This is a genomic window from Roseovarius confluentis (genome assembly GCF_002917925.1).
In the GTDB taxonomy this organism is placed as follows: domain Bacteria; phylum Pseudomonadota; class Alphaproteobacteria; order Rhodobacterales; family Rhodobacteraceae; genus Roseovarius; species Roseovarius confluentis.
This window is the reverse complement of the sequence record NZ_PPFE01000001.1, coordinates 308,131-328,149: the sequence shown is the minus strand read 5'-3', so window position 1 is coordinate 328,149 and position 20,019 is coordinate 308,131. Positions and strand designations below refer to the sequence as shown.

At 64.6% G+C, this 20,019-nt stretch carries 22 protein-coding genes; 11 read left to right on the top strand and 11 right to left on the bottom strand.

The annotated features are described in order from the left end of the window. The first annotated feature begins 26 nt into the window (after window positions 1–26). Window positions 27–539 carry an REP-associated tyrosine transposase gene (locus tag C2I35_RS01610; protein WP_103761279.1) on the top strand — a complete coding sequence of 171 codons (513 nt, stop codon included), beginning with the start codon at window positions 27–29 and terminating at the stop codon, window positions 537–539. A gap of 9 nt (window positions 540–548) precedes the next feature. On the opposite strand, the gene mnmA is transcribed toward C2I35_RS01610, so the two are convergent. Next, complete coding sequence (mnmA, locus tag C2I35_RS01605; protein WP_103761278.1) at window positions 549–1,685, bottom strand: tRNA 2-thiouridine(34) synthase MnmA; 1,137 nt, start codon at window positions 1,683–1,685, stop codon at window positions 549–551. A 220-nt stretch (window positions 1,686–1,905) separates the two neighbouring features. Between mnmA and sciP the strand changes: the two genes are divergently transcribed. The 4 genes from sciP (at window position 1,906) to recG (ending at window position 7,536) form a co-directional block, all read left to right on the top strand. Next, window positions 1,906–2,169, top strand: coding sequence for a CtrA inhibitor SciP (gene sciP, locus C2I35_RS01600; RefSeq protein WP_103761277.1), 264 nt, complete (start codon window positions 1,906–1,908; stop codon window positions 2,167–2,169). Between the two features lie 107 nt (window positions 2,170–2,276). Continuing rightward, window positions 2,277–2,999 carry a response regulator transcription factor CtrA gene (gene ctrA, locus C2I35_RS01595; RefSeq protein ID WP_103761276.1) on the top strand — a complete coding sequence of 241 codons (723 nt, stop codon included), beginning with the start codon at window positions 2,277–2,279 and terminating at the stop codon, window positions 2,997–2,999. 329 nt (window positions 3,000–3,328) lie between these two features. Beyond that, window positions 3,329–5,449, top strand: coding sequence for an NAD-dependent DNA ligase LigA (gene ligA / locus C2I35_RS01590; RefSeq protein WP_103761275.1), 2,121 nt, complete (start codon window positions 3,329–3,331; stop codon window positions 5,447–5,449). After that, on the top strand, window positions 5,446–7,536 hold the full coding sequence (gene recG / locus C2I35_RS01585) for an ATP-dependent DNA helicase RecG (RefSeq protein WP_103761274.1): 2,091 nt from the start codon (window positions 5,446–5,448) through the stop codon (window positions 7,534–7,536). Before ligA ends, recG begins: the two co-directional genes overlap by 4 nt. A gap of 15 nt (window positions 7,537–7,551) precedes the next feature. Here recG and C2I35_RS01580 read toward each other — a convergent pair whose 3' ends face one another. Next, the gene (locus C2I35_RS01580; protein WP_103761273.1) at window positions 7,552–7,872 is read right to left on the bottom strand and encodes a hypothetical protein; all 321 of its coding nucleotides are present in this window, start codon (window positions 7,870–7,872) and stop codon (window positions 7,552–7,554) included. Between the two features lie 203 nt (window positions 7,873–8,075). Here C2I35_RS01580 and C2I35_RS22040 point away from each other — a divergent pair, with 203 nt between their 5' ends. Together C2I35_RS22040 and C2I35_RS01575 are read left to right on the top strand one after the other, a co-directional pair. Continuing rightward, complete coding sequence (locus C2I35_RS22040) at window positions 8,076–8,213, top strand: hypothetical protein (RefSeq protein WP_170067078.1); 138 nt, start codon at window positions 8,076–8,078, stop codon at window positions 8,211–8,213. 273 nt (window positions 8,214–8,486) lie between these two features. Further along, the gene (locus tag C2I35_RS01575; protein WP_103761850.1) at window positions 8,487–9,359 is read left to right on the top strand and encodes a cation diffusion facilitator family transporter; all 873 of its coding nucleotides are present in this window, start codon (window positions 8,487–8,489) and stop codon (window positions 9,357–9,359) included. 23 nt (window positions 9,360–9,382) lie between these two features. Here C2I35_RS01575 and C2I35_RS01570 read toward each other — a convergent pair whose 3' ends face one another. Next, entirely contained in the window at window positions 9,383–9,829 is a 447-nt protein-coding gene (locus tag C2I35_RS01570; RefSeq protein WP_103761272.1) for an iron-sulfur cluster assembly scaffold protein, read from the bottom strand. A 67-nt stretch (window positions 9,830–9,896) separates the two neighbouring features. Here C2I35_RS01570 and hisI point away from each other — a divergent pair, with 67 nt between their 5' ends. Continuing rightward, window positions 9,897–10,259, top strand: a complete 363-nt coding sequence (gene hisI, locus C2I35_RS01565; RefSeq protein ID WP_103761271.1) for a phosphoribosyl-AMP cyclohydrolase — start codon at window positions 9,897–9,899, stop codon at window positions 10,257–10,259. A 31-nt stretch (window positions 10,260–10,290) separates the two neighbouring features. Here the strand turns inward: hisI and gluQRS are convergent, their stop codons facing one another. The 5 genes from gluQRS to C2I35_RS01540 all read right to left on the bottom strand — a co-directional run bounded on the left by gluQRS (window position 10,291) and on the right by C2I35_RS01540 (window position 15,752). Continuing rightward, window positions 10,291–11,130: a tRNA glutamyl-Q(34) synthetase GluQRS gene (gene gluQRS, locus C2I35_RS01560; protein ID WP_103761270.1), complete on the bottom strand. Its 840-nt coding sequence runs from the start codon at window positions 11,128–11,130 to the stop codon at window positions 10,291–10,293. After that, window positions 11,127–11,741, bottom strand: coding sequence for a class I SAM-dependent DNA methyltransferase (locus tag C2I35_RS01555; protein WP_103761269.1), 615 nt, complete (start codon window positions 11,739–11,741; stop codon window positions 11,127–11,129). The genes gluQRS and C2I35_RS01555 overlap by 4 nt, the downstream gene beginning before the upstream one ends. Window positions 11,742–11,753: 12 nt before the next feature. Further along, complete coding sequence (gene trmFO, locus C2I35_RS01550) at window positions 11,754–13,118, bottom strand: methylenetetrahydrofolate--tRNA-(uracil(54)-C(5))-methyltransferase (FADH(2)-oxidizing) TrmFO (RefSeq protein WP_103761268.1); 1,365 nt, start codon at window positions 13,116–13,118, stop codon at window positions 11,754–11,756. Between the two features lie 39 nt (window positions 13,119–13,157). Continuing rightward, a complete protein-coding gene (locus tag C2I35_RS01545) occupies window positions 13,158–14,507 on the bottom strand; it encodes a cytochrome-c peroxidase (RefSeq protein ID WP_103761267.1) in 1,350 nt (449 codons plus the stop codon). A gap of 459 nt (window positions 14,508–14,966) precedes the next feature. Continuing rightward, window positions 14,967–15,752: an enoyl-CoA hydratase gene (locus C2I35_RS01540; RefSeq protein WP_103761266.1), complete on the bottom strand. Its 786-nt coding sequence runs from the start codon at window positions 15,750–15,752 to the stop codon at window positions 14,967–14,969. 56 nt (window positions 15,753–15,808) lie between these two features. On the opposite strand from C2I35_RS01540, the gene C2I35_RS01535 reads away from it, so the two are divergent. Then, a complete protein-coding gene (locus tag C2I35_RS01535) occupies window positions 15,809–16,231 on the top strand; it encodes a PaaI family thioesterase (RefSeq protein WP_103761849.1) in 423 nt (140 codons plus the stop codon). A gap of 55 nt (window positions 16,232–16,286) precedes the next feature. On the opposite strand, the gene C2I35_RS01530 is transcribed toward C2I35_RS01535, so the two are convergent. Further along, a complete protein-coding gene (locus C2I35_RS01530) occupies window positions 16,287–16,520 on the bottom strand; it encodes a DUF1127 domain-containing protein (protein WP_103761265.1) in 234 nt (77 codons plus the stop codon). A 100-nt stretch (window positions 16,521–16,620) separates the two neighbouring features. On the opposite strand from C2I35_RS01530, the gene C2I35_RS01525 reads away from it, so the two are divergent. Next, window positions 16,621–18,030, top strand: coding sequence for an aminotransferase-like domain-containing protein (locus C2I35_RS01525; RefSeq protein WP_103761264.1), 1,410 nt, complete (start codon window positions 16,621–16,623; stop codon window positions 18,028–18,030). Between the two features lie 7 nt (window positions 18,031–18,037). Here the strand turns inward: C2I35_RS01525 and C2I35_RS01520 are convergent, their stop codons facing one another. Then, window positions 18,038–19,096: a hypothetical protein gene (locus C2I35_RS01520; protein WP_103761263.1), complete on the bottom strand. Its 1,059-nt coding sequence runs from the start codon at window positions 19,094–19,096 to the stop codon at window positions 18,038–18,040. Continuing rightward, complete coding sequence (locus tag C2I35_RS01515; protein ID WP_103761262.1) at window positions 19,096–19,419, bottom strand: hypothetical protein; 324 nt, start codon at window positions 19,417–19,419, stop codon at window positions 19,096–19,098. Before C2I35_RS01515 ends, C2I35_RS01520 begins: the two co-directional genes overlap by 1 nt. 138 nt (window positions 19,420–19,557) lie before the next feature. Between C2I35_RS01515 and rplM the strand changes: the two genes are divergently transcribed. Then, window positions 19,558–20,016: a 50S ribosomal protein L13 gene (gene rplM, locus C2I35_RS01510; RefSeq protein WP_103761261.1), complete on the top strand. Its 459-nt coding sequence runs from the start codon at window positions 19,558–19,560 to the stop codon at window positions 20,014–20,016. The last annotated feature ends 3 nt before the right edge of the window (window positions 20,017–20,019 follow it).

Genomic DNA, 20,019 nt, shown 5'->3' with positions numbered 1-20,019 from the left:
AACGGGAATCGCGCAGGTTCGGGGGCATGGTACAGCTTCTTCCTCTCCGCCGCCGTGGCGAAACGAGTTTCGTGACCTTGACCCTGATCGAGCCCGATGCCACGACACTGGTCGATGAAATCGAGCACTTGCAGGGCGCGGTGCGGATTGTCCGCGACCTTTGGCCATTCGAAGTCGACGCCTGGGTCGTTCTGCCCGACCACTTGCACGCAGTCCTGACTTTGCCTTTCCGAGACGGCGATCTTTCCATCCGGCTTTCCACGATCAAGGCAAGATTCGCGGCGTGCGTTTCGAAAAGAGCGATGACCCCCAGCCAGATCGCGGCGGGCGGCGCGCATCTGTGGTCTCCGCATGACAAGATCGAGCCGATCCGCACCCGCGCCGAGATGGAAACATTCCGACGCCATTGCTGGACCGATCCGGTGCGCCACGGGTTTGTCAGCGATCCGCATGACTGGCCCTGTTCGTCCTATCACCGCAACAGCCGGACCGATCCGCGGAACACTGAACCGCTCGCGACCATACGCGCCTCGGCCTGAGCCGCGCGGTCAGCCTTTCCAGATCCAGCCACCGCCAAGAATGCGGCTGCCCTCGGTTTCGTAGAACACGCAGGCCTGCCCGGGTGAAACACCTTCCTCGGCCACCATCAGCTCGACCTCCGCCGTGTCCGGCCCGGTGGGGCGGATGATCGCCTCGCGCGGGGGGCGGGTGGAGCGGACCTTGACCGACACGTGCCACTCGGGACGGCTCTGGAAATCCTCGTCGCCCAGCCAGTTGATCTCGCGCACCGGCACGGTGCGGGTCGCCAGCATATCTTTGGGTCCGACGATCACGCGCTGCGTATCGACGTCGAGTTTCACCACGTAAAGCGGCTCTTCCAGGCCGCCGATGCCAAGGCCCCGGCGCTGACCGATCGTGTAGTGGATCACGCCGTCATGCCGCCCCAGCAAGCGGCCATCGGCATGGACGATCTCGCCCGGCTCGGCGGCACCCGGACGCAGCTTTTCGATCACCGACGCATAGTTGCCGTTTGGCACGAAGCAGATGTCCTGGCTGTCGGGCTTGTCCGCCACGGGCAGTCCATAGCGCGCCGCCAGTTGCCGTGTCGCGTCCTTGGACGGCAGGTGCCCCAGCGGAAAGCGCAGGAAGTCCAGCTGTTCCGGCGTGGTCGAGAACAGGAAATAGCTCTGATCGCGATTGGCGTCCGCCGCGCAATGCAGCTCCGGCCCACGGTCGCCCAGCTTGCGCTGGATATAATGCCCCGTCGCCATGCAATCGGCATCGAGATCCTTCGCCGTCTCCAGAAGGTCCTTGAACTTCACCCGCTCGTTGCAGCGGATGCAGGGCACGGGCGTCGCACCCGCAAGATAGCTGTCGGCGAACTCGTCGATCACCGCGTCCTTGAAGATGTTCTCGTAATCCAGCACGTAATGAGGGAAGCCCATTTCCTCGGACACGCGGCGGGCATCGTGGATGTCGACCCCGGCACAGCAGGCGCCCTTCTTGGCCAGTGCCGCGCCATGGTCGTAAAGCTGCAGAGTCACACCCACCACGTCATAGCCTTCCTCGGCCAGCTGCGCCGCCACGACGGAACTGTCGACGCCGCCGGACATGGCAACGACGACCCGTGTGTCGGCGGGGGCCTTGGGAAATCCAAGCGAGTTCAGTTCAGGATCGAGCGGCATGGCAGGGCTCCGGTTTCGCCGAATATAGGGGCGATCTGGCGCGTGTGAAGAGGGCGCGGTGTGGCCTGTCGCGACGCCAGTGTCAACCCGCCCGCGCTCCGAGGGCCCTTGCAGGACGCGCTTTTAGAAAAATCCGATGCATTCGGCCCGCGCCGTTTCACCCGGCGTTAAGGACAATTCCGGAATGTTGGCCCGGTGATATCGTAAGGGGTGAACCAGGATGTATCTCAAGAAAGTCGAAGGCCCCCGCGCCGTGACGCTGCCCGATGGCACGGTCATGACGCGCGCGGACCTTCCGCCACCGGACACGCAGCGATGGGTGGCGTCGCGTAAACTTCAGGTTGTCAGGGCCGTGGCCCACAGCCTGATCACACAGGCCGAGGCGCAGGACATGTACCAGATCAGCCCCGAGGAATTCAACGAGTGGCTGGACGCCGTTTCCCGGCACGGGGAACACGGATTGAAGGTCACTGTCGCAAAATGAGTCGACAACCTAAAGTAGTGCGCGCTAATTGTTCTTCTAGAGTAACCACCGGTTAACCAATTTCCCGGAATATCAGGACGGACAAGGATATAAGCGGAGATTAACGAATGCGCGTTCTTTTGATCGAAGATGATCCCAATACTTCGAAGAGCATCGAATTGATGCTGACCCATGCCAACCTGAACGTGTACACCACGGACCTCGGCGAGGAGGGGATCGATCTTGCCAAGCTTTACGATTACGATCTGATCCTGCTCGATCTGGGCCTGCCCGACATGAACGGACACGAGGTGCTGCGGCAACTCAGGCTTGCACGGATCGAAACGCCGATCCTTATCCTGTCCGGCGCGGACGATACCGAGAACAAGATCAAGGGCTTCGGATTCGGCGCCGACGACTACCTGACCAAACCTTTCCACCGCGAGGAACTGGTGGCGCGGATCCATGCGATCATACGCCGCTCCAAGGGACATTCGCAGTCGATGATCCGCACCGGCAAGGTCAACGTGAACCTCGACGCCAAGACGGTCGATGTGGCCGGCAAGACGGTGCACCTGACGGGCAAGGAATACCAGATGCTGGAACTTCTCAGCCTGCGCAAGGGCACGACCCTGACGAAAGAGATGTTCCTTAACCATCTTTACGGCGGCATGGATGAGCCGGAACTCAAGATCATCGACGTTTTCATCTGCAAGCTGCGCAAGAAGCTGGCCGAGGCGACGGGCGGCGACAATTATATCGAAACGGTCTGGGGCCGCGGCTATGTCCTGCGCGACCCGGAGCCGACAGAGGGAAAAGGTGACGGACCACGGCTCGCCGTGGGCGCCTGAGGCCCGAGGCGGCAGACCTGTCAGGCAATCCCGATCCTGCTGGATCGCGCCCTTACGCGGTGGCGATACTGTGTCCGGCCTGACACGGAATGCAGTTACGACACGGCCCTCCAGCTGTCCGGGTCCGGCATCCATGCCGGGCCCGGTTTCGCGTGTGGCGACCGGCAGACCATCAGGACGGGCCTGTCGGGTACGCGCGGCAAGATGCGTTTTCCGCTTCTGACGGGCGCGGTCGGGGCCTTGAATGAAAATCTGCAATTCAGCTTTGGCAAGAAAGGCATTAACACTTCGGGAAAGAAGCCGACCGGCAGCAAGACAGAGAACAGGGCATGACCGCCGAAACACCCGTAGACTCCCTGACCGAAACGCAGGCCCGCGAAGAGCTGGCCCGCCTGGCCGACGTGCTGGCGAAGGCCAATGATGCCTATCATCGGGACGACGCGCCGCAGATCAGCGACGCGGAATACGACGCGCTCAAGGCCCGCAACGCCGCCATCGAGGCGCGATTCCCCGGCCTGAAACGTGACGACAGCCCCAGCGACCAGGTCGGGGCGGCCCCGGCCGACGGCTTTTCCAAGGTCACGCATGCGGTGCGGATGCTCAGCCTGTCAAACGTCTTTGACGACGCCGAGGTCGTGGAATTCGACGACCGCATCCGCCGCTATCTCGGCCTCGCTGCCGATGCACCGCTCAAGTACACCGCCGAACCCAAGATCGATGGGCTGAGCCTGAGCCTGCGCTACGAGGGGGGCAAACTGGTCCAGGCCGCCACGCGCGGCGACGGTGCGGTGGGCGAGAACGTCACCGCCAATGCCCGCACCATCGACGATATTCCGGTGACGCTGAAAGACGCGCCCGACGTGCTGGAGGTGCGCGGCGAGGTCTATATGAGCCACGCCGATTTCGAGGCGCTGAACACGCGGCAGTCCGAGGCGGGGACCAAGACCTTCGCCAACCCGCGCAACGCCGCGGCGGGATCGCTGCGCCAACTCGACAGCAGCATCACCAAGTCCCGCCCGTTGCGTTTCTTTGCCTATGCCTGGGGCGAGGTCAGCGAAGCGCTGGCAGGCACGCAAATGGCCGCGATAGACCAGCTGGCCGAGTTGGGGTTTTCGACCAACCCGCTGACCGCGCTGTGCGACGGCCCGGCAGAGATGCAGGCGCATTACGACCAGATCGAGCAACAGCGCGCCAGCTTGGGCTATGACATTGACGGCGTGGTCTACAAGGTCAACGACCTCGACCTGCAGCGCCGACTGGGCTTTCGCAGCACGACGCCACGCTGGGCCACGGCGCATAAATTTCCCGCCGAGCTGGCCTGGACCACTTTGGAAAACATCGAGATCCAGGTGGGCCGCACCGGTGCGCTGTCCCCCGTGGCCCGGCTGACCCCCGTGACCGTGGGCGGCGTGGTGGTCAGCAATGCAACCCTGCACAACGAGGATTACATCGCCGGGCGCGACAGCAAGGGGCAGGAGATCCGCGGCGGCAAGGACATCCGGATCGGTGACTGGGTACAGGTCTACCGTGCCGGGGACGTGATCCCGAAAGTGGCCGATGTGGACCTGTCGAAGCGGCCTGAAGGCGCGGAACCTTACGTGTTTCCGACCGAGTGCCCTGAATGCGGCTCCGAGGCGATCCGCGAAGAGGGCGACGCCGTCCGCCGCTGCACCGGCGGGCTGATCTGCCCGGCGCAGGCCGTCGAGAAATTGAAGCATTTCGTCTCGCGGGCGGCCTTTGACATCGAAGGTCTGGGCGCGAAACAGGTCGAGCAGTTCTATCGCGACGGCTGGATCAGGGAGCCTGCCGATATCTTCACGTTGAAGGACCGCTACGGCAGCGGCGTGAAGCAGCTGAAGAACCGCGAGGGTTGGGGCGAGAAAAGCGCCGAGAACCTGTTTCAGGCCATCGAGGACACGCGGGCGATCCCCTTTGGCCGGGTCCTGTTCGCGCTTGGCATCCGTCACGTGGGCGAGCAGGCCAGCAACCTGATCGCGCGCAGCTACGGCCGGTGGGATACCTTCACCGAAGCGATGGACGCCGCGAAAGATTGTGAAGGCCCGGAATGGGACAACCTTCTGGCCATCGACGGGGTGGGCGAGGTCATGGCACGCAGCTTGGTGACCGCGTTCGCGCAGGATCATGAGCGGGACAGCATCGACAGGCTGACGGCACATCTGACCATTGAAGAGGCCGCGGCCCCCGCGACGGATGGCAGCCCCGTCGCGGGCAAGACGGTCGTCTTTACCGGCACGCTGGAAAAGATGACCCGCGCCGAAGCCAAGGCCCGGGCCGAGGCGTTGGGCGCCAAGGTCTCGGGCTCGGTGTCGGCCAAGACCGACCTGCTGGTGGCCGGGCCGGGGGCGGGCAGCAAGGCCAAGAAAGCCTCGGAGTTGGGCATCGAGACACTCGACGAAGACGGCTGGCTGGAGCTGATCGGCGACGCATGACGACCCGGCCGGAAATCCTCTTTCCGCTTTTCGCGGACCTCGAGACGCTGGAAGGTGTTGGGCCCAAGACCGCCAAGACATTGGAGGCGCTGCATATTTCGCGCCCCCGCGATCTTCTGTTCACGCTGCCGCATTCCGGCATCGACCGGCGCAAGCGTGACACGGTGCAGGGCGCGGACCTCCCGGGTACCGTGACGGTCGAGGTCTTGGTCGGCCGGCATGACCCGCCCCGATCGCGCGGGCGGCCCTATCGTATACAGGTCGAGGATACCCAGGTCGCCTTTCAACTGGTGTTCTTCAACGGCCGCGACGATTACCTCAATCGCGTTTTGCCGACAGGCGCGCGGCGGGTGGTTTCGGGCAAGGTGGAACTCTTCGACGGGAGGGCGCAGATGGTGCATCCCGATCACATCCTGCCCGTGGAAGAGGCGGGCGAGATCCCCGATTTCGAGCCTGTCTACCCGCTGACCGCCGGCGTGACGCAAAAGACCATGGCCAAGGCCGTGCGATCTGCGCTGGCCCGCGCGCCGGATCTGGCCGAGTGGATCGACCCGTCGCAAAAGGCCCAAAATGACTGGCCCGACTGGCATGCGGCGCTGGACCACGCCCACAGCCCCACGAACATGGGCGACCTCGCCGCGACGGATCCGGCGCGCACGCGGCTGGCCTATGACGAGTTCATGGCGCATCAGCTGACCCTTGCGCTGGCGCGCGCCAAGATGCGGCGCGGCAAGGGACGGGTGAGCGAGGCGACCGGCACGTTGCAATCCAGGGTCCGTGCGGCGCTGCCCTATACCGCCACCGGTGCCCAGACCCGGGCGATTGCCGAGATCAGTGCCGACATGGCCGCGCCCTTGCGCATGAACCGTTTGCTGCAAGGCGACGTGGGCGCGGGCAAGACGTTGGTGGCACTCATGGCGCTTTTGGTCGCGGTCGAGGCGGGCGGGCAGGGGGTGATGATGGCCCCCACCGAGATCCTCGCCCGGCAGCACCTGCAAGGGTTGCGGCCGCTGGCCGAGTCCGCCGGCGTGGTGCTGGAACTGCTGACGGGCCGCGACAAGGGCGCGGAGCGGCGGGCCAAGCTGGAGGCGCTGAAGCGCGGCGATATCCAGATCCTGGTGGGCACCCATGCCGTCTTTCAGCAGGATGTGGAGTTCAACGACCTGCGCCTTGCCGTGGTGGACGAACAGCACCGTTTCGGCGTGCGGCAACGGCTGGAGCTGGGGCGCAAGGGCACTGCGGTGGACGTTCTGGTGATGACCGCCACGCCGATCCCGCGCAGCCTGGCCTTGGCGCAATACGGCGACATGGATGTCAGTATCCTCGACGAGAAACCGCCCGGGCGGAAGCCGATCAAGACCGCGCTGACCAACATGGCGCGGATGCAGGAAGTGGTCGAGCACCTGAAGAGCGCCATCACCGAGGGACGGCAGGCCTACTGGGTCTGCCCGCTGGTCGAGGACTCCGAGGTGATGGATCTGACCAGCGCCGAGGAGCGGTTCAAGCATCTGCGCGCGGCCTTGGGCGAGGGGCGCGTCGGGCTGGTGCACGGCCAGATGCCGCCCGCCGAGAAGGACGCCGCGATGGCCGCTTTTCAACGGGGCGAGACGAGCGTCCTGGTCTCGACCACGGTCATCGAGGTGGGGGTGGACGTGCCCAACGCCTCGATCATGGTGATCGAACGGGCCGAGCATTTCGGTCTGGCACAGCTGCACCAGCTGCGCGGCCGGGTGGGCCGGGGCGAGGCCCAATCGACCTGCCTGTTGATGTACCAGGCGCCCTTGTCCGAAGGCGGCCAGCGCCGGATGGTTACGATGCGCGAGACCGAGGACGGGTTTCGCATCGCCGAGGTGGACCTCGAGATGCGCGGCGTCGGCGACCTGATCGGCACGGCGCAATCCGGCCTGCCGCGCTTTCGCGTGGCGGACATGGAAGCGCAGGCAGGGCTGATGGCCACGGCGCAGTCCGACGCGCGCAAGCTGCTTGGGGATGACCCGGAATTGCAGTCAGAGCGCGGGCAGGCCGCCCGCGTTCTGCTGTGGTTGATGGGCCAGGACGAAGCGATCCGGCTCTTGTCCGTCGGATAGATCGGGCCGCGACACTTAAATGAAATCGAAGTGATCGGTCATGCCGAAATTCGGGACCGGCTCGGGCTCGGGGAGCACGTCCCGATCGTCGCTGCCCGATCCGCCGGTCTGGATGCTGGTCACCGGCACGTCCGCGACATCGAAAGCCGCTTCGTCGCCGCTGTCCGAGGTTTTGAAGTCGAATGCGTCGGTGGCCGGGTCCTTGGGCGCAATCTGCACGGCTGGCAAGAGCAGAAAGCTCTCGGGTGGGTCGAACACGTCGCTGCCATCTTCTCGCTGCGCCGACGTGCCCATGGAAAGGATGTCGATCCACTTCTTGTGATCCTTGTCCGACATGGTTTCACTCCCCTTTGAATTAAGATTGGTAACCGGTAGTCGGAGCGGATCGGTCGGCAGTTCAAAGAAAATTTGAATCTGAAATTTGCTTCTGCATCAGGGGCTTGAGGTGGAATGTCTCCAAAAGTTCGCAAATGTTCTCATAAAGTTCTTTACAAAGGGTTTCCGAAATGAGAACAAAGGGGCAACAGAAGTTAACGGCAATGAGGACCCTTCCGATGCTGACCCAGATCAAGACCGCCGCAAGACGCTCCGCTGACACTCTGCTCGGTGATTTCATCGGTGGTGCGGCACTGGTCGTCACGCTGGTTGGCGGGCTCTACCTGCCGGGACTGATGTAACCGTTTCTGCCTGCGTATATCCCGCGCGCGTCGCGCTTGCGTCTCCTGTCCCCTTGACGCGGCCCGATACTGTCCCCTTGTCCCGGGGTTGTTGCCTCTTCCCCGGACACGACGCGCCAAAGCGGATCACGCATTCCTTCCGCCGCCGCTGTTCCAGCGCGCGGCGGTTTTTTTGCGCACGTCCCCCCAAGAGTCTTCGTACGAAGACTCTTGGACGCGCTCGATTGCAGCCGTGCGCGCCCCGTGACAGGCTGAGTGCGCAAGGACAGGACCATGCACGACCATTCCCACGCCCACGGGCACAGCCACGTTCCGAAGAAGGAACGCACCATCGCCATCGCCGCCGCCCTGACGGGCGGCTTCATGCTGGCCGAACTTGTCGGCGGGATCCTCTCGGGATCGCTGGCTCTGCTGGCCGATGCGGGGCATATGCTGACCGATTTCGCATCGCTGATGCTGGCCTGGTTCGCGTTCCGCATCGCGCGGCGGCCGGCCGACTGGAAGCGGACATATGGCTACGACCGGTTCTCGGTCCTTGCGGCCTTCGTCAATGGGCTGACGCTCTTTGCCATCGCGCTCTGGATCGTGATCGAGGCGATACGGCGGCTGGCGCAACCGGTCGAGGTCTTGGGCGGGCTGATGCTCTGGGTGGCGCTGGCCGGGCTGGTGGTGAACATCGCGTCCTTCTGGGTGCTGACACGCGAGGACAGTGACAACCTGAACATCCGTGCGGCCGCGCTCCATGTGGCGGGGGACCTGCTGGGCTCGGTTGCAGCCATTGTCGCCTCGCTGGTGATCCTCTGGACCGGCTGGATGCCGATCGATCCGATCCTGTCAATGCTGGTGGCGGTGATCATCCTGCGCTCGGCGCTGAAAGTGGTGCGCGAGAGCGGACATATCCTGTTGGAAGGAGCGCCCGGAGGCTTTGACCGGCGTGAGGTGGCCGAGGCTCTGACCCGGGATGTGCCGGGCGTGGCCGAGGTCAGCCACGTTCATGCCTGGCAGGTCACGCAGGAACGCCCAATGGCGACGCTGGATCTGTCGGTCGCCGATGGGCATGATGCCGAGACGGTCAAGCAGGCTGTGCGTGACAGGCTGCGCGAAGACTACGGCGTGGATCACGCGACGATCGAAGTGGTGCGCTGACAAGAGTCTTCGCACGAAGACTCTCAGGCGGTGGCGCGGGCCTCTTCCATCGCCTCGGTGGCAGCCTCGAGCGTCAGCATGATGGACGCGTGGCGGTTCTTGTAATCCTGCGCGGGGCGCAACACTTCCAAGCCGTCAAAAGGCGCAGGAGGCGTGGGCCCGTCGGATTTCAGCATGGCTTTCAGCGCATCGCGCGCCGCCACCACCTGATCGTAGCTACAGCCGATGATGCCACCGCCCACGACGCTCGCCGCCGCTTGGCCCAGGGCACAGGCCTTCACCTCGGCGGCGTAGTCGGTGATGCGGTCGCCGTCGGTTTTCAGGTCCACCGTCACGGTTGATCCGCAAAGCGGTGCACGGCGCTTGACCGTCACATCCGGCGCATCGAGCCGCCCGTGATGTGGGATGTCGGCGGCAAGTTCCAGAATCCGCGCGGAGTAAAGCTTGATCAGGTCGGTCTCGCCGCTCATGGCTTTCCCTTTCTTGGTTGAACCCATAGATAAGGGCTGACACCGCCAAGGCAAAAGGTTTTCTGACATGGAATTCGATGTTTCCAGCTTGCGCTTCAACGACCAGGGTCTGGTCCCGGCCATCGCGCAGGATGCGGCCAGCGGCGAGGTGCTGATGATGGCATGGATGAATGCCGAGGCCGTGGCCCGAACGCTCGAGACGGGCCGCGTCACCTATTGGAGCCGCTCGCGTCAGGCGTTCTGGATCAAGGGCGAAAGCTCGGGTCACGTGCAGAAGCTGGTGGAGTTCCGGGTGGATTGCGACCGTGACTGCCTGCTGGTGTTGGTCGACCAGACCGGGCCGGCCTGCCACACCAACCGGCGCAGCTGTTTTTACACCGGCGTGCAAGAGGGGCTCGAGGTCGAGCTAATGGCGCCTGTCGCGCCGTGAGTATTTTTGGAACAGTGAAGAGACGGGCGCATCACAACCCAACCATGGCGCGGATATCCGCCGGGCTCTTTCCCGCCTCGCGGTAGGTCGCGATGCTGCGGGCGTCGTCGCGCTTGGCCAGGCGCTTGCCATCCTCGTCGCGGATCAGGCGATGGTGGTGGTAGCGCGGGATCGCGTGGCCCAGCAGGCTGAGCAGGATGACTTGGATCGGCACGAAGCCGAACAGGTCTTCGCCCCGCACCACGTCGGTGATGTCCTGCCGGATGTCATCGAGCGCGGAGGCGAGGAAATAGGCGACGATGTCTTCGCCCTTCCGGCTGAGGACCACGTCGCCGATCTCGGCCTGCGCCTGGTCCGGGTCGATCCGATGCGTGCCGGCGTGTAACGGGCCGGTATCCTCGAAGTCGGGATAGAGGCCACCGAAATGCTCCAATGCCCTGTCCAGATGCAGGCGCAGGGCGTCGCCGGGCTGGCGGCTTGCCATGCTCCGGTGCTTGCAGGTGCCGGGATAGACCTCGTGGGTGACGCCCTCCTGAGGGGCGGCGAGCGCGGCCTGGATCTGGCTGCGGCTGCACGAACAGGGGTAGAGCAGGCCCATCGCCTCGAGCTGGTGCAGCGCGGGATCATAGCTGTCGAGGTGTTCGGACTGCCGCAAGACAGGTTCGTCCCATGACACCCCCAGCCAGGTCAGGTCGTCGAGGATCTGCGCATCCCATTCCGGTTTACTGCGTTGCAGGTCGGTGTCTTCCATCCGCAAAAGGAACGCACCGCCGCGCGCCCGCGCCATGTCATGCCCCAAGAGCGCCGAGAAGGCGTGACCCAGATGCAGCGGACCCGTCGGAGACGGGGCAAATCGAGTTCTGAAAGTCACTCTTTTTCAATGACGTATACGGTGGAATTGATGTTCTGACCGGGCAGGTGGGGGCCGTGCTCGCGAAAGAGGACATTGGCCGCGCCGCGATCCAGCCAGCCATTCAGCGCGCCTTCGTATTGCGGGTCGGCCAGCGCGTGGTCGTTCAGGCTGAAGCCCAGCAAGCCGCCCTTGGGCAGCGCGTGCATCACCAGGTCGAGGGTCGAGGCCGGGGCCGCGCCCGTGCCGATCACGCCGATGCAGGTGATCGCCTCGTAAGCGCCTTCCGGGATCGGATCGGAGGCCGACAGGTCGATCGGCGTCAGGGTCCGGTAGACGGCCTTGCGCCTTGCGCCGTCCAGCATCTCGTGACTGGGGTCCATGCCGTCGATCGTGGTGAAACCGGCGAGTTTCAGCGCCAGACCGGACAGGCCCGTGCCGCAGCCGTAATCCAGCAGCGGCGCCTCGGGCGACTTGGCGAAGCGGAACATCGCATCGGCCACGCGGCCCGGCGTGGCATAGCCATTCGCGGCGATCTCGGCGTCATAGCTGGCCGCCCAGGCGTCATAAAGCGCACGGGTCTCGTCGGGATCGGCCATGGCATAGGCCTTGTCGAAAAAGCTGTCCTGCATGAGAGCAGAAAATCACACGGTTTCGGCGGCGTCCACTGCTGTTTCGCCCAGCCAGCCGGTCCAGGCCGTCTTGGCCCGGTCGGTATAGGCCTTGTAACGGTCACGCCGGCCCCGGCGTCCGCCCTTGAGGCCGTCGACAGGGCGGAACAGGCCGAAATTGACGTTCATCGGCTGGAATGTCTTGGCCTCGGCCCCGCCGGTGATGTGATGGATAAGTGCACCCATTGCCGTGTCCTGCGGCGGTGCGGGCAGGGGGCGGTCCAGGATCTCGCCCGCCGCTAATCGCCCGGCCAAGAGGCCCATCGCGGCGGATTCGACATAGCCCTCGACGCCGGTGATCTGCCCGGCGAAGCGGATATGCGGCTTGGCCCGCAGGCGCATCTGTTCATCCAGCAACGTCGGCGAGTTCAGGAACGTGTTGCGGTGGATGCCTCCAAGACGCGCGAAACTGGCATTCTCCAGTCCGGGAATCATTTTGAAAACATCTGTTTGCGCGCCGTACTTCATCTTGGTCTGGAAGCCGACGATGTTGTAGAGCGTCCCGAGCGCGTTGTCCCGGCGCAGTTGCACCACCGCCCAGGGCTTCACGTCGGGCTGATGCGGATTGGTCAGGCCCACGGGCTTCATCGGGCCATGCCGCAGCGTCTCGCGGCCGCGTTCGGCCATCACCTCGATGGGCAGGCAGCCGTCGAAGTAGGTCGCTGTCTCGCCTTCGTGGAACTCGGTCTTGTCGGCGGCCAGCAGCGCGTCGATGAAGGCCTCGTACTGGTCCTTCGACATCGGGCAGTTGAGATAGGCGGTGCGCTCTTCCTCGGTTTCGCCCTTGTCATAGCGCGACTGCATCCACGCTTGGCTCATGTCGATCGTGTCATGGTAAACAATCGGCGCGATGGCGTCGAAAAAGGCCAGCCGGTCGGTGCCGGTCTCGGCGGCGATGGCCGCGCCCAGCCCTTGCGAGGTCAGCGGGCCGGTGGCGAAGATCCAGCGCCCGCTCTCGGGCAGGGTGGATACCTCGCCTTCCTCGAGCGTCACGTTGGGATGGGCCCGCAGCCGGGCGGTGACACCCTGGCTGAACGCCTCGCGGTCCACGGCCAGTGCGCCGCCGGCGGGCAGGCGGTGGGTCTCGGCCATTTCCATGATCAGCCCTCCCGCCTGGCGCATTTCCCAGTGCAGGAGGCCCACGGCGTTCTGCTCGTCATCGTCCGAGCGGAAGGAGTTGGAGCAGACCATCTCGGCCAGGTCGCCGGTCTGGTGCGCGAAGGTGCCGACCTTGGGGCGCATCTCGTGGATGACCACGCGCACGCCCATGTTCGCGGCCTGCCACGCGGCCTCGGACCCGGCCATGCCGCCGCCGACGATATGAAGTGTCTCTGTCATGGCCCCGCATTTAAGGGGTCGAGGGCGGTTTGGAAAGGGTCAGCTGTCACCCGGCAGCCCGGCCACCGGCAGGCCCGAGGGCACGGCATCCGGCACGCCGAGGCGACCCGTGCGCGAGACCGGATCGGTCAGCGCGTCGAGGAAATCGACAAGCGCGGTGATCTCCATGTCAGTCAGCGGCGTGCGGGGCAGGGTCGCGGCGGCATAGATGCTCAGCACCTCGGCCTCGTCGCGCATCGCCGCCTCCAACCCGGTCTCGTCCGCGCCGATGTCTGGCAGATAGGCCGCCGTCAGGCCGGGATACTGCGCCAGCCCCGCGCCGGGGTCGGCATGATGCCGGATCATCGCGCCAAGATCGCGATAGGCGCCGTTATGGCCATAGGGCGCGGTCAGTGCCACGTTGCGCAAGGACGGCGTGCGGAACTTGTAGGCATCGCTAGGATCGCCGGTGATCGCCCCGAGGCCGATATCGGAATTGCCGTTCGCCCCGTGCCCCTTTCCCGGCCCGATCTGGGGCAGGCCGATTGCGTGAAAGTCGTGGTCGGTCTGGAAGGTGCCCGAATGGCAGCCCGCACAGCCTGCCTTGCCGTAAAACAGCGCCATGCCGCGCAGCTGGTCGTTGCTCAATGCCTCGTCCTGGCCCGACAGGAAGGCGTCGAACGGGCTGTCGGTGGCGCGGAACTCGTAGGCCACGAAATCAGCCAGTGCGGCGGTGATATGGGTAATATGCAATGGCTCGCCAGGGCCGATCAGCCACTCGAACCGGCGGCGATACTCGGGGATGTCCCAGACCCGCTCGGTGATCTTCTGCCAGGCACCGTCATAGCCCGCGATCCGGCCCTGTGCCACGGCATCCGCGATGATGTTCTCGCCCGGGTGGCCCGCCATTCCATCCACCGTCACCAGCGGCAGCAACGCCTGCGCGGCCAGCAGGCTGACCGGGCGTTCCAGTAAAATATCCTCCGGTAGAGAGATACCGTAGCGTTCGGTCTGGCTGGCGGTGACGCGACCGTCATGGGTCAAGGCAGTAAACTCCGCCGCGCCCAGGTTGAACAGCGGCGGCGCGTTGCGGGGCAGGCGTTCGGGCGGGTTGTCCGTGGCCCGGGTCCGTGCCGGTCCAAGCCCGCGGCCACCTTCGCCCAGGCTGAGCGACACGCCGTCGCCGCTGCCCATGTCGGGATGGTGGCAGGTGGCGCAGGCGATGTTGCGATTGCCCGACAGGATCGGGTCGAAGAACAGATCACGGCCCAGCAGAACCGACGTGGCCCCCGGTGTGGGGAACTCCGCGCGGTTTGCCGGGTCGGGCAGGTCAGTGGCCTCCGATGGAATGGCCAGAGAGAGGCTGGCCAGGAGGGACCAGATGCCGAAGACTGCCACCCGATATGTCATAGCGCCGTGATCATAGCGTCGTGCAAACCCCACACGATGCCCCCGATTACGGGTGTACCGGAGCGAATGTGGCGACAAAACGGCAAATGTGGAAATAGTGTGGCACGGTTTCGGAAACACTGCTGGACATCGTTGCACCCGTGCGCGGGGACTTATGTTTCGTGAGGTTGGTGCGACGAGTATGAAAAACCGAGATGCTAAAAAACGGATCGCGTGATCCTGCTTTGTGTCGCACCAACCTCTGTCCAATCATGAGCAAATTGGGGCCGCGATAAACCGGCCTTTGAGGAACAAACCAGACGCGATTCGTTAACAATCCGCTAATATATTGATTTGCGGGGAGAGATCGCTCCAAAGCGCGCGCGCGCCGCGTTCAACGGCAACGCTCTTGGGCGGAAAACTCTCCTATAGGTGGGCGCGAAATCAACGGAGATCAACTTGGGCGTGTCTATTGCCGCGTCACTGATCCCACTCCGGCGGTCGCTTCTCGATAAAAGCGCTGATGCCTTCCTCGGTGTCGCGCCACATCATGTTCTCGACCATGACCTCGCCGGTGAAGGCATAGGCGTCGTCCAGCCCCATTTCCAGCTGCTTGTAGAAGGCCTGCTTGCCGATCTTCACCGCCGCGCCCAGCTTGGCCGCGATGGTATGGGCCAGATCGTCTCCGGCGGCTTGCAGCGCATCATACGGCACAGCGCGGTTGATCAGGCCCAGCTCGATCGCGAGGTCGGTATCGATGAACTCGCCCGTGGTCAGCATCTCGAACGCCTGCTTGCGCGGAATGTTGCGGCTGAGCGCGACCATGGGTGTGGAACAAAAGAGCCCGATATTCACCCCGTTGACGCCAAACCGCGTGCCCGTCGCCGCCACGGCCAGGTCGCAGGTCGCCACCAATTGACAGCCCGCCGCGGTGGCGATGCCATGGGGCAGGGCGATGACCGGCTGGGGCAGGTCGCGGATCGTGCGCATCAGCTTGCTGCAGCGCGAGAAGAGATCGGCGAAGTACGCCTTGCCGCCATCCTCGGCCTGCCGCCCCTGGGTCATTTCCTTAAGGTCATGCCCCGCGCAGAACGCCTTGCCTTCGCCGGCCAGCGTTACCACGCGAATCGAATTGTCCGCCGCGATCTCGCCCAGCGTGGTCTGAAGCGCCTCCAGCATGCCGTCGCTCAACGCGTTCAGTTTCTCGGGCTGGTTCATCGTCAGACGGGCGATGGCCCCGTCGTCTTGGCGTTCCAGGATTGTCATCTTGATCCTCCTTGGGGCTTGTGCCTTCTTACGCCGGCACGCGCACGGAGGAAAGCATGCCCCTGAAACTGAATGCAACCGATCTGATGGCCTATATCGACGAGGTCTTCCCGCAGGTGAAGGGCGACTTCACCATCGACAGCCTGGAGGAAATGGCGCTGCGCGTGCGCCTGAACGTCGAGGAACGCCACCTGCGCCCCGGCGGCACGGTATCGGGCCCGTCGATCTTTGCGTTGGCGGACGTGGCGGTCTACATGGCGGTCCTCAGCATGACCGGCCGCGAGGCGCTGGCGGTCACCACGAGTTGTTCCATCGACTTCATGCGCAAGCCTGCCGCCAACACGGACCTTATCGCCGACTGCCGCCTGCTGAAACTGGGCCGTGTTCTGGCCGTGGGCGACGTGCTGATCTTCTCTGACGGATTCGATCAGCCGGTGGCGCGGGCCAGCCTGACCTACTCGATTCCCCCCAAGGCATGAAAAAAGGGCCGGGAATGAACCCGGCCCAGTTTGAAGAGATCCGTATCGGGGACGATTACGGTCTCCAAAAGGGTTTGCGCGCTTCCATGTCGGCCTCGCGCGGGGTCAGGCCGATATCGCGCAGCATGTGGTCGTCCAGCCGCGACAGGTGAACCCGTGTCTTTCGGCGCTGCGTCCACAGGACATAGGCCCATGCCAGCTGTACCGCGATCAGCGACAGGGCGGGCAGGGTGGTGCGGGCGGAAAGCCCCTCGAGTGCCGTGCGGTCGGTGCGGGTGAAACTGGTCATGGCGTATCCTTTCCTGATAAATTGTATTGACACAATATTGTGCGATTGCCACAATTGAGGGATACATTGTCCAATTGTCCGAATCCACGGAAATATTGTCATGGGTACAAATTGGCAGCCCAAGCTGACCGACACCGCCGCGCCCAAGTACAAGGCGCTGATGCAGGCGATCCGCAGTGGTATCGACAACCACAGCCTTGCCCCGGGCGACAAGCTGCCGCCCGTGCGCGATCTTGCCTGGCGGCTGGGCATCACGCCGGGCACCGTCGCGCGGGCCTATTCCGGGCTGACGGACGATGGCACGCTGGTGGCCGAGGTCGGGCGTGGCACCTTCGTGGCCGAGCCCAAGCCGATCCCCCCGGATTACTTCCCGATCGAGGCCGACAGTGTCGAACACAACGCCGGCGGCGACAGCTATGCCGTCAACATGATCTCGCCGCACCTGCCCAGCGTGGGGCAGGCCGGGCTTGTCCGGCAGCTTCTGGCGCAGATTGCCGAGGACCCGCCCTCTGGCGTGATGCATTACCCCAGCCGCCAGAACATGCAGCCCGCCCGTGCCGCGGCGGCGCGGTTCCTGTCCCAGGCGCCTCTGGGGCGGTTCACGGAAGAGGACGTGGTGCTGGCCCATGGCGGGCAGAACGCCATCATCCTGATCATGCAGACCGTCCTTTGCGGGCGGCGCCCCACGGTGCTGGTCGAGGAGCTGTGCTATCCGGGGTTCCGGCGGGCCGCCGACCTGTTGCGGGCCGAGGTGATCCCGGTGGCGATGGACGCCCACGGATTGCGCCCCGACGCGCTGGAGGCGGCGGCGCAAAAGCACCAGGCCCAGATGCTGTTCACCTCCGCCGAGGTGCATAACCCCACATGCCTTTTTACCCCCGCCGAGCGCCGCGCCGAGATCGTCGAGGCCGCTCGCCGGTGCGACCTGCAGATTCTCGAAGATGATTGCTACCGCATAGGCCCGTCACAGGCCCCGGCCTACCGGATGCTGGCCCCCGAGCGCGGCTGGTACGTGGCCTCGCTGTCGAAATCGGTGACGCCCGCCTTGCGCGTGGGCTTTGCGCTGGCGCCCGGGGATCAGTCCATGGCGCTGCGCCGCGCGGCGGAATCCTCGTTCTTCGGGCTTGCCACGCCGATCTCGGACCTCGTGGCGGCGCTGTTGTCACATCCCGGTCTGGACGAGCTGATGGACAAGGTGCGCATCCAGTCGGGCGACTACATCCAGGCCGCGCTGAACGTGCTGGGCGGGTACGACGTGAAATGGCGCCGCGACGTGCCGTTCCTGTGGCTGACCCTGCCGCCGGGATGGCGCACATCCGCCTTTTGCCAGGCGGCGGCGGAGCAGGGCGTGCAGGTCCGCTCGGCCGAGGATTTTGCCAGCCGCGACGCGGCCTCGCCTCATGCCGTGCGACTAGCCGTGAACGCGGGCGTCAGCCTTGCCAGTTACGAGGCCGCGATGCAGCGTCTGCGCCGGCTGTTGGACAACCCGCCCGAAGGCATCGGCGTCTGAGCGCGGGCTACAACAACCCACCCGCGCCCCACGCGAGGCCGAAGCCGATCACCAGCGCGCTAAGGGCGGCGGCATAGCCCATCAGCTTCAATTTACATAAGGGCCGTTCGCCGAAGGTGCGCCCGTCGATCCCCGAGACGACGACCTTCTGCGCCTTGCCCTCATAGACGTAATGCAGGATCCAGACCGGCAGCAGGATGCGCCGGTAATGGATGCCCGTCGTGTCGGTCCGATAGCGGATATCATGCACGCCGCGCTTGTTGATATGCCGCTTGATCCGGTTGCGGATCAGCAGCCGCTTGTCGCTGGCGTTGGCGTCCAACCCCTGCGCCACGGTCTGATGATGGCGCTCGGCCGCGAACCCGGCCAGGTAGCCCGCGCGATAGGGGCGCAGGCGGTCGGGATAGAATTCGTGCAGGATGCCGTCGCGGATCAGCGGTGTCACATGGGTCGAGGCCGGCACCAGCAGGTCATCGAAGTCGACGTTCATCGCTCCACCCGTGGAATGCGTGCGCCGGTTCTTGCCGGACCCGGTGGTGTACTTGGCCCAGTATTGAACGGCCTCCTTGCTGTCGAAGGTCCAGAAGGGCGCGTAAAGCCCGCTGAAATGGCCGTCTTCGACCTGCGTCCACAGGTCCGACGGCGCCGCGATCCGCGCACGCACCCAGTCCCGCGCATTGGCCTTGGCCGTCTCCAGCGTGACGCGAAAGGGGATCAGCGCCATCGTGTCGAACCCCATGTCGGGGTCGGCCAGAACCACCGGCCCGTCGCAATAGGGACACCGCTCGGACAGGGCCGGGCCGGTGAAGATCACGTGCCCGCCGCATGTCTGGCAGCCATGCTCCATCAGGTCGGGGCGGCTTTTCGGCTCTTCGGCGGGCACGTCCGGGTCATAGCCGAACTCGGTCTGGGCCAGGTGGTCGTCGGGCGTATCGAGCGATCGCACATTACCGCAACTGTCGCAGCGCAGCCCCGTGGCCTCGGCACTATAGCGGCACTGTCCGGCGCAGTCGGGACATTGCAGCGCGGCCTGTATCGCCTGTGCGCCGGGAACCGGGCCTGCCATCAGTCCGAATCCGCGATCGCCGCCGCGATCTCCAGCAGGATGCGCAGCCGCAGCCAGGCGCGGTCCGTCGCGCCGGCCAGGTCCTCGGTCGCCCACCAGTCGCCGATCACCGTGGCCACGAACCAGACCGCCATGGCCCAGAAAGCCACCAGCGACCAGCCCGCGATACCGCGGATGAAACCGGCCGAGCCGTGCTTCAGTTCATGCTTGGCCTCGTAGACCTTGATGATCTTGGCCACCTGCGCCATGCCAAGCGCCGTGGACAGCGCCAGCAGCAGCAGCGCGGCAAGTGGCGGGCCGGGGTTGTGAATCAGGCTTTCCATATGGGGTAAAATGATACCTAAATAACAAGTCTTTGTTTATGAACAAAAATAACGCACATTTCCCGCTTGAACTGTTCTTCTGAGCCTATATAACCCCGCAATCCGAATTATGACCCTCTGACCCTTGGGGACAAGACCATGAAAACCTTTTCTGCAAAACCGGCAGATATCGACAAGAAGTGGATCGTGATCGATGCCGACGGCATCGTTCTGGGCCGCCTTGCCTCGATCGTCGCCACGCGCCTGCGTGGCAAGCACAAGCCCAGCTTTACACCGAGCCAGGACATGGGTGACAACGTCATCGTCATCAATGCCGACAAGGTGCAGCTGACCGGCAAGAAGCGCGAGAAACCCAACTACTGGCACACCGGCCACCCGGGCGGGATCAAGTCGCGCACCACGGCGGAAATTCTGGAGGGCGCCCACCCCGAGCGCGTCGTCATGCAGGCCGTCAAGCGCATGCTGCCTTCGAACCGCCTTGCACGCCGCCAGATGACCAATCTGCGCGTCTACGCCGGCACCGAACATCCGCACGAGGCGCAAAGCCCCGAAGCGCTGGATGTGAAATCCATGAACAAGAAAAACACGCGGGTGTAAGAG

Coding starts and splice junctions, on each gene's coding strand:
- C2I35_RS01515 (WP_103761262.1), bottom strand. CDS start 19,419: ATGGAAAGCCTGATTCACAACCCCGGCCCGCCACTTGCCGCGCTGCTG.
- C2I35_RS01570 (WP_103761272.1), bottom strand. CDS start 9,829: ATGAGCGGCGAGACCGACCTGATCAAGCTTTACTCCGCGCGGATTCTG.
- C2I35_RS01520 (WP_103761263.1), bottom strand. CDS start 19,096: ATGGCAGGCCCGGTTCCCGGCGCACAGGCGATACAGGCCGCGCTGCAA.
- C2I35_RS01540 (WP_103761266.1), bottom strand. CDS start 15,752: ATGACAATCCTGGAACGCCAAGACGACGGGGCCATCGCCCGTCTGACG.
- C2I35_RS01535 (WP_103761849.1), top strand. CDS start 15,809: ATGCCCCTGAAACTGAATGCAACCGATCTGATGGCCTATATCGACGAG.
- C2I35_RS22040 (WP_170067078.1), top strand. CDS start 8,076: ATGAGGACCCTTCCGATGCTGACCCAGATCAAGACCGCCGCAAGACGC.
- C2I35_RS01575 (WP_103761850.1), top strand. CDS start 8,487: ATGCACGACCATTCCCACGCCCACGGGCACAGCCACGTTCCGAAGAAG.
- hisI (WP_103761271.1), top strand. CDS start 9,897: ATGGAATTCGATGTTTCCAGCTTGCGCTTCAACGACCAGGGTCTGGTC.
- mnmA (WP_103761278.1), bottom strand. CDS start 1,685: ATGCCGCTCGATCCTGAACTGAACTCGCTTGGATTTCCCAAGGCCCCC.
- C2I35_RS01580 (WP_103761273.1), bottom strand. CDS start 7,872: ATGTCGGACAAGGATCACAAGAAGTGGATCGACATCCTTTCCATGGGC.
- recG (WP_103761274.1), top strand. CDS start 5,446: ATGACGACCCGGCCGGAAATCCTCTTTCCGCTTTTCGCGGACCTCGAG.
- ctrA (WP_103761276.1), top strand. CDS start 2,277: ATGCGCGTTCTTTTGATCGAAGATGATCCCAATACTTCGAAGAGCATC.
- C2I35_RS01525 (WP_103761264.1), top strand. CDS start 16,621: ATGGGTACAAATTGGCAGCCCAAGCTGACCGACACCGCCGCGCCCAAG.
- rplM (WP_103761261.1), top strand. CDS start 19,558: ATGAAAACCTTTTCTGCAAAACCGGCAGATATCGACAAGAAGTGGATC.
- C2I35_RS01545 (WP_103761267.1), bottom strand. CDS start 14,507: ATGACATATCGGGTGGCAGTCTTCGGCATCTGGTCCCTCCTGGCCAGC.
- ligA (WP_103761275.1), top strand. CDS start 3,329: ATGACCGCCGAAACACCCGTAGACTCCCTGACCGAAACGCAGGCCCGC.
- C2I35_RS01530 (WP_103761265.1), bottom strand. CDS start 16,520: ATGACCAGTTTCACCCGCACCGACCGCACGGCACTCGAGGGGCTTTCC.
- trmFO (WP_103761268.1), bottom strand. CDS start 13,118: ATGACAGAGACACTTCATATCGTCGGCGGCGGCATGGCCGGGTCCGAG.
- C2I35_RS01555 (WP_103761269.1), bottom strand. CDS start 11,741: ATGCAGGACAGCTTTTTCGACAAGGCCTATGCCATGGCCGATCCCGAC.
- C2I35_RS01610 (WP_103761279.1), top strand. CDS start 27: ATGGTACAGCTTCTTCCTCTCCGCCGCCGTGGCGAAACGAGTTTCGTG.
- sciP (WP_103761277.1), top strand. CDS start 1,906: ATGTATCTCAAGAAAGTCGAAGGCCCCCGCGCCGTGACGCTGCCCGAT.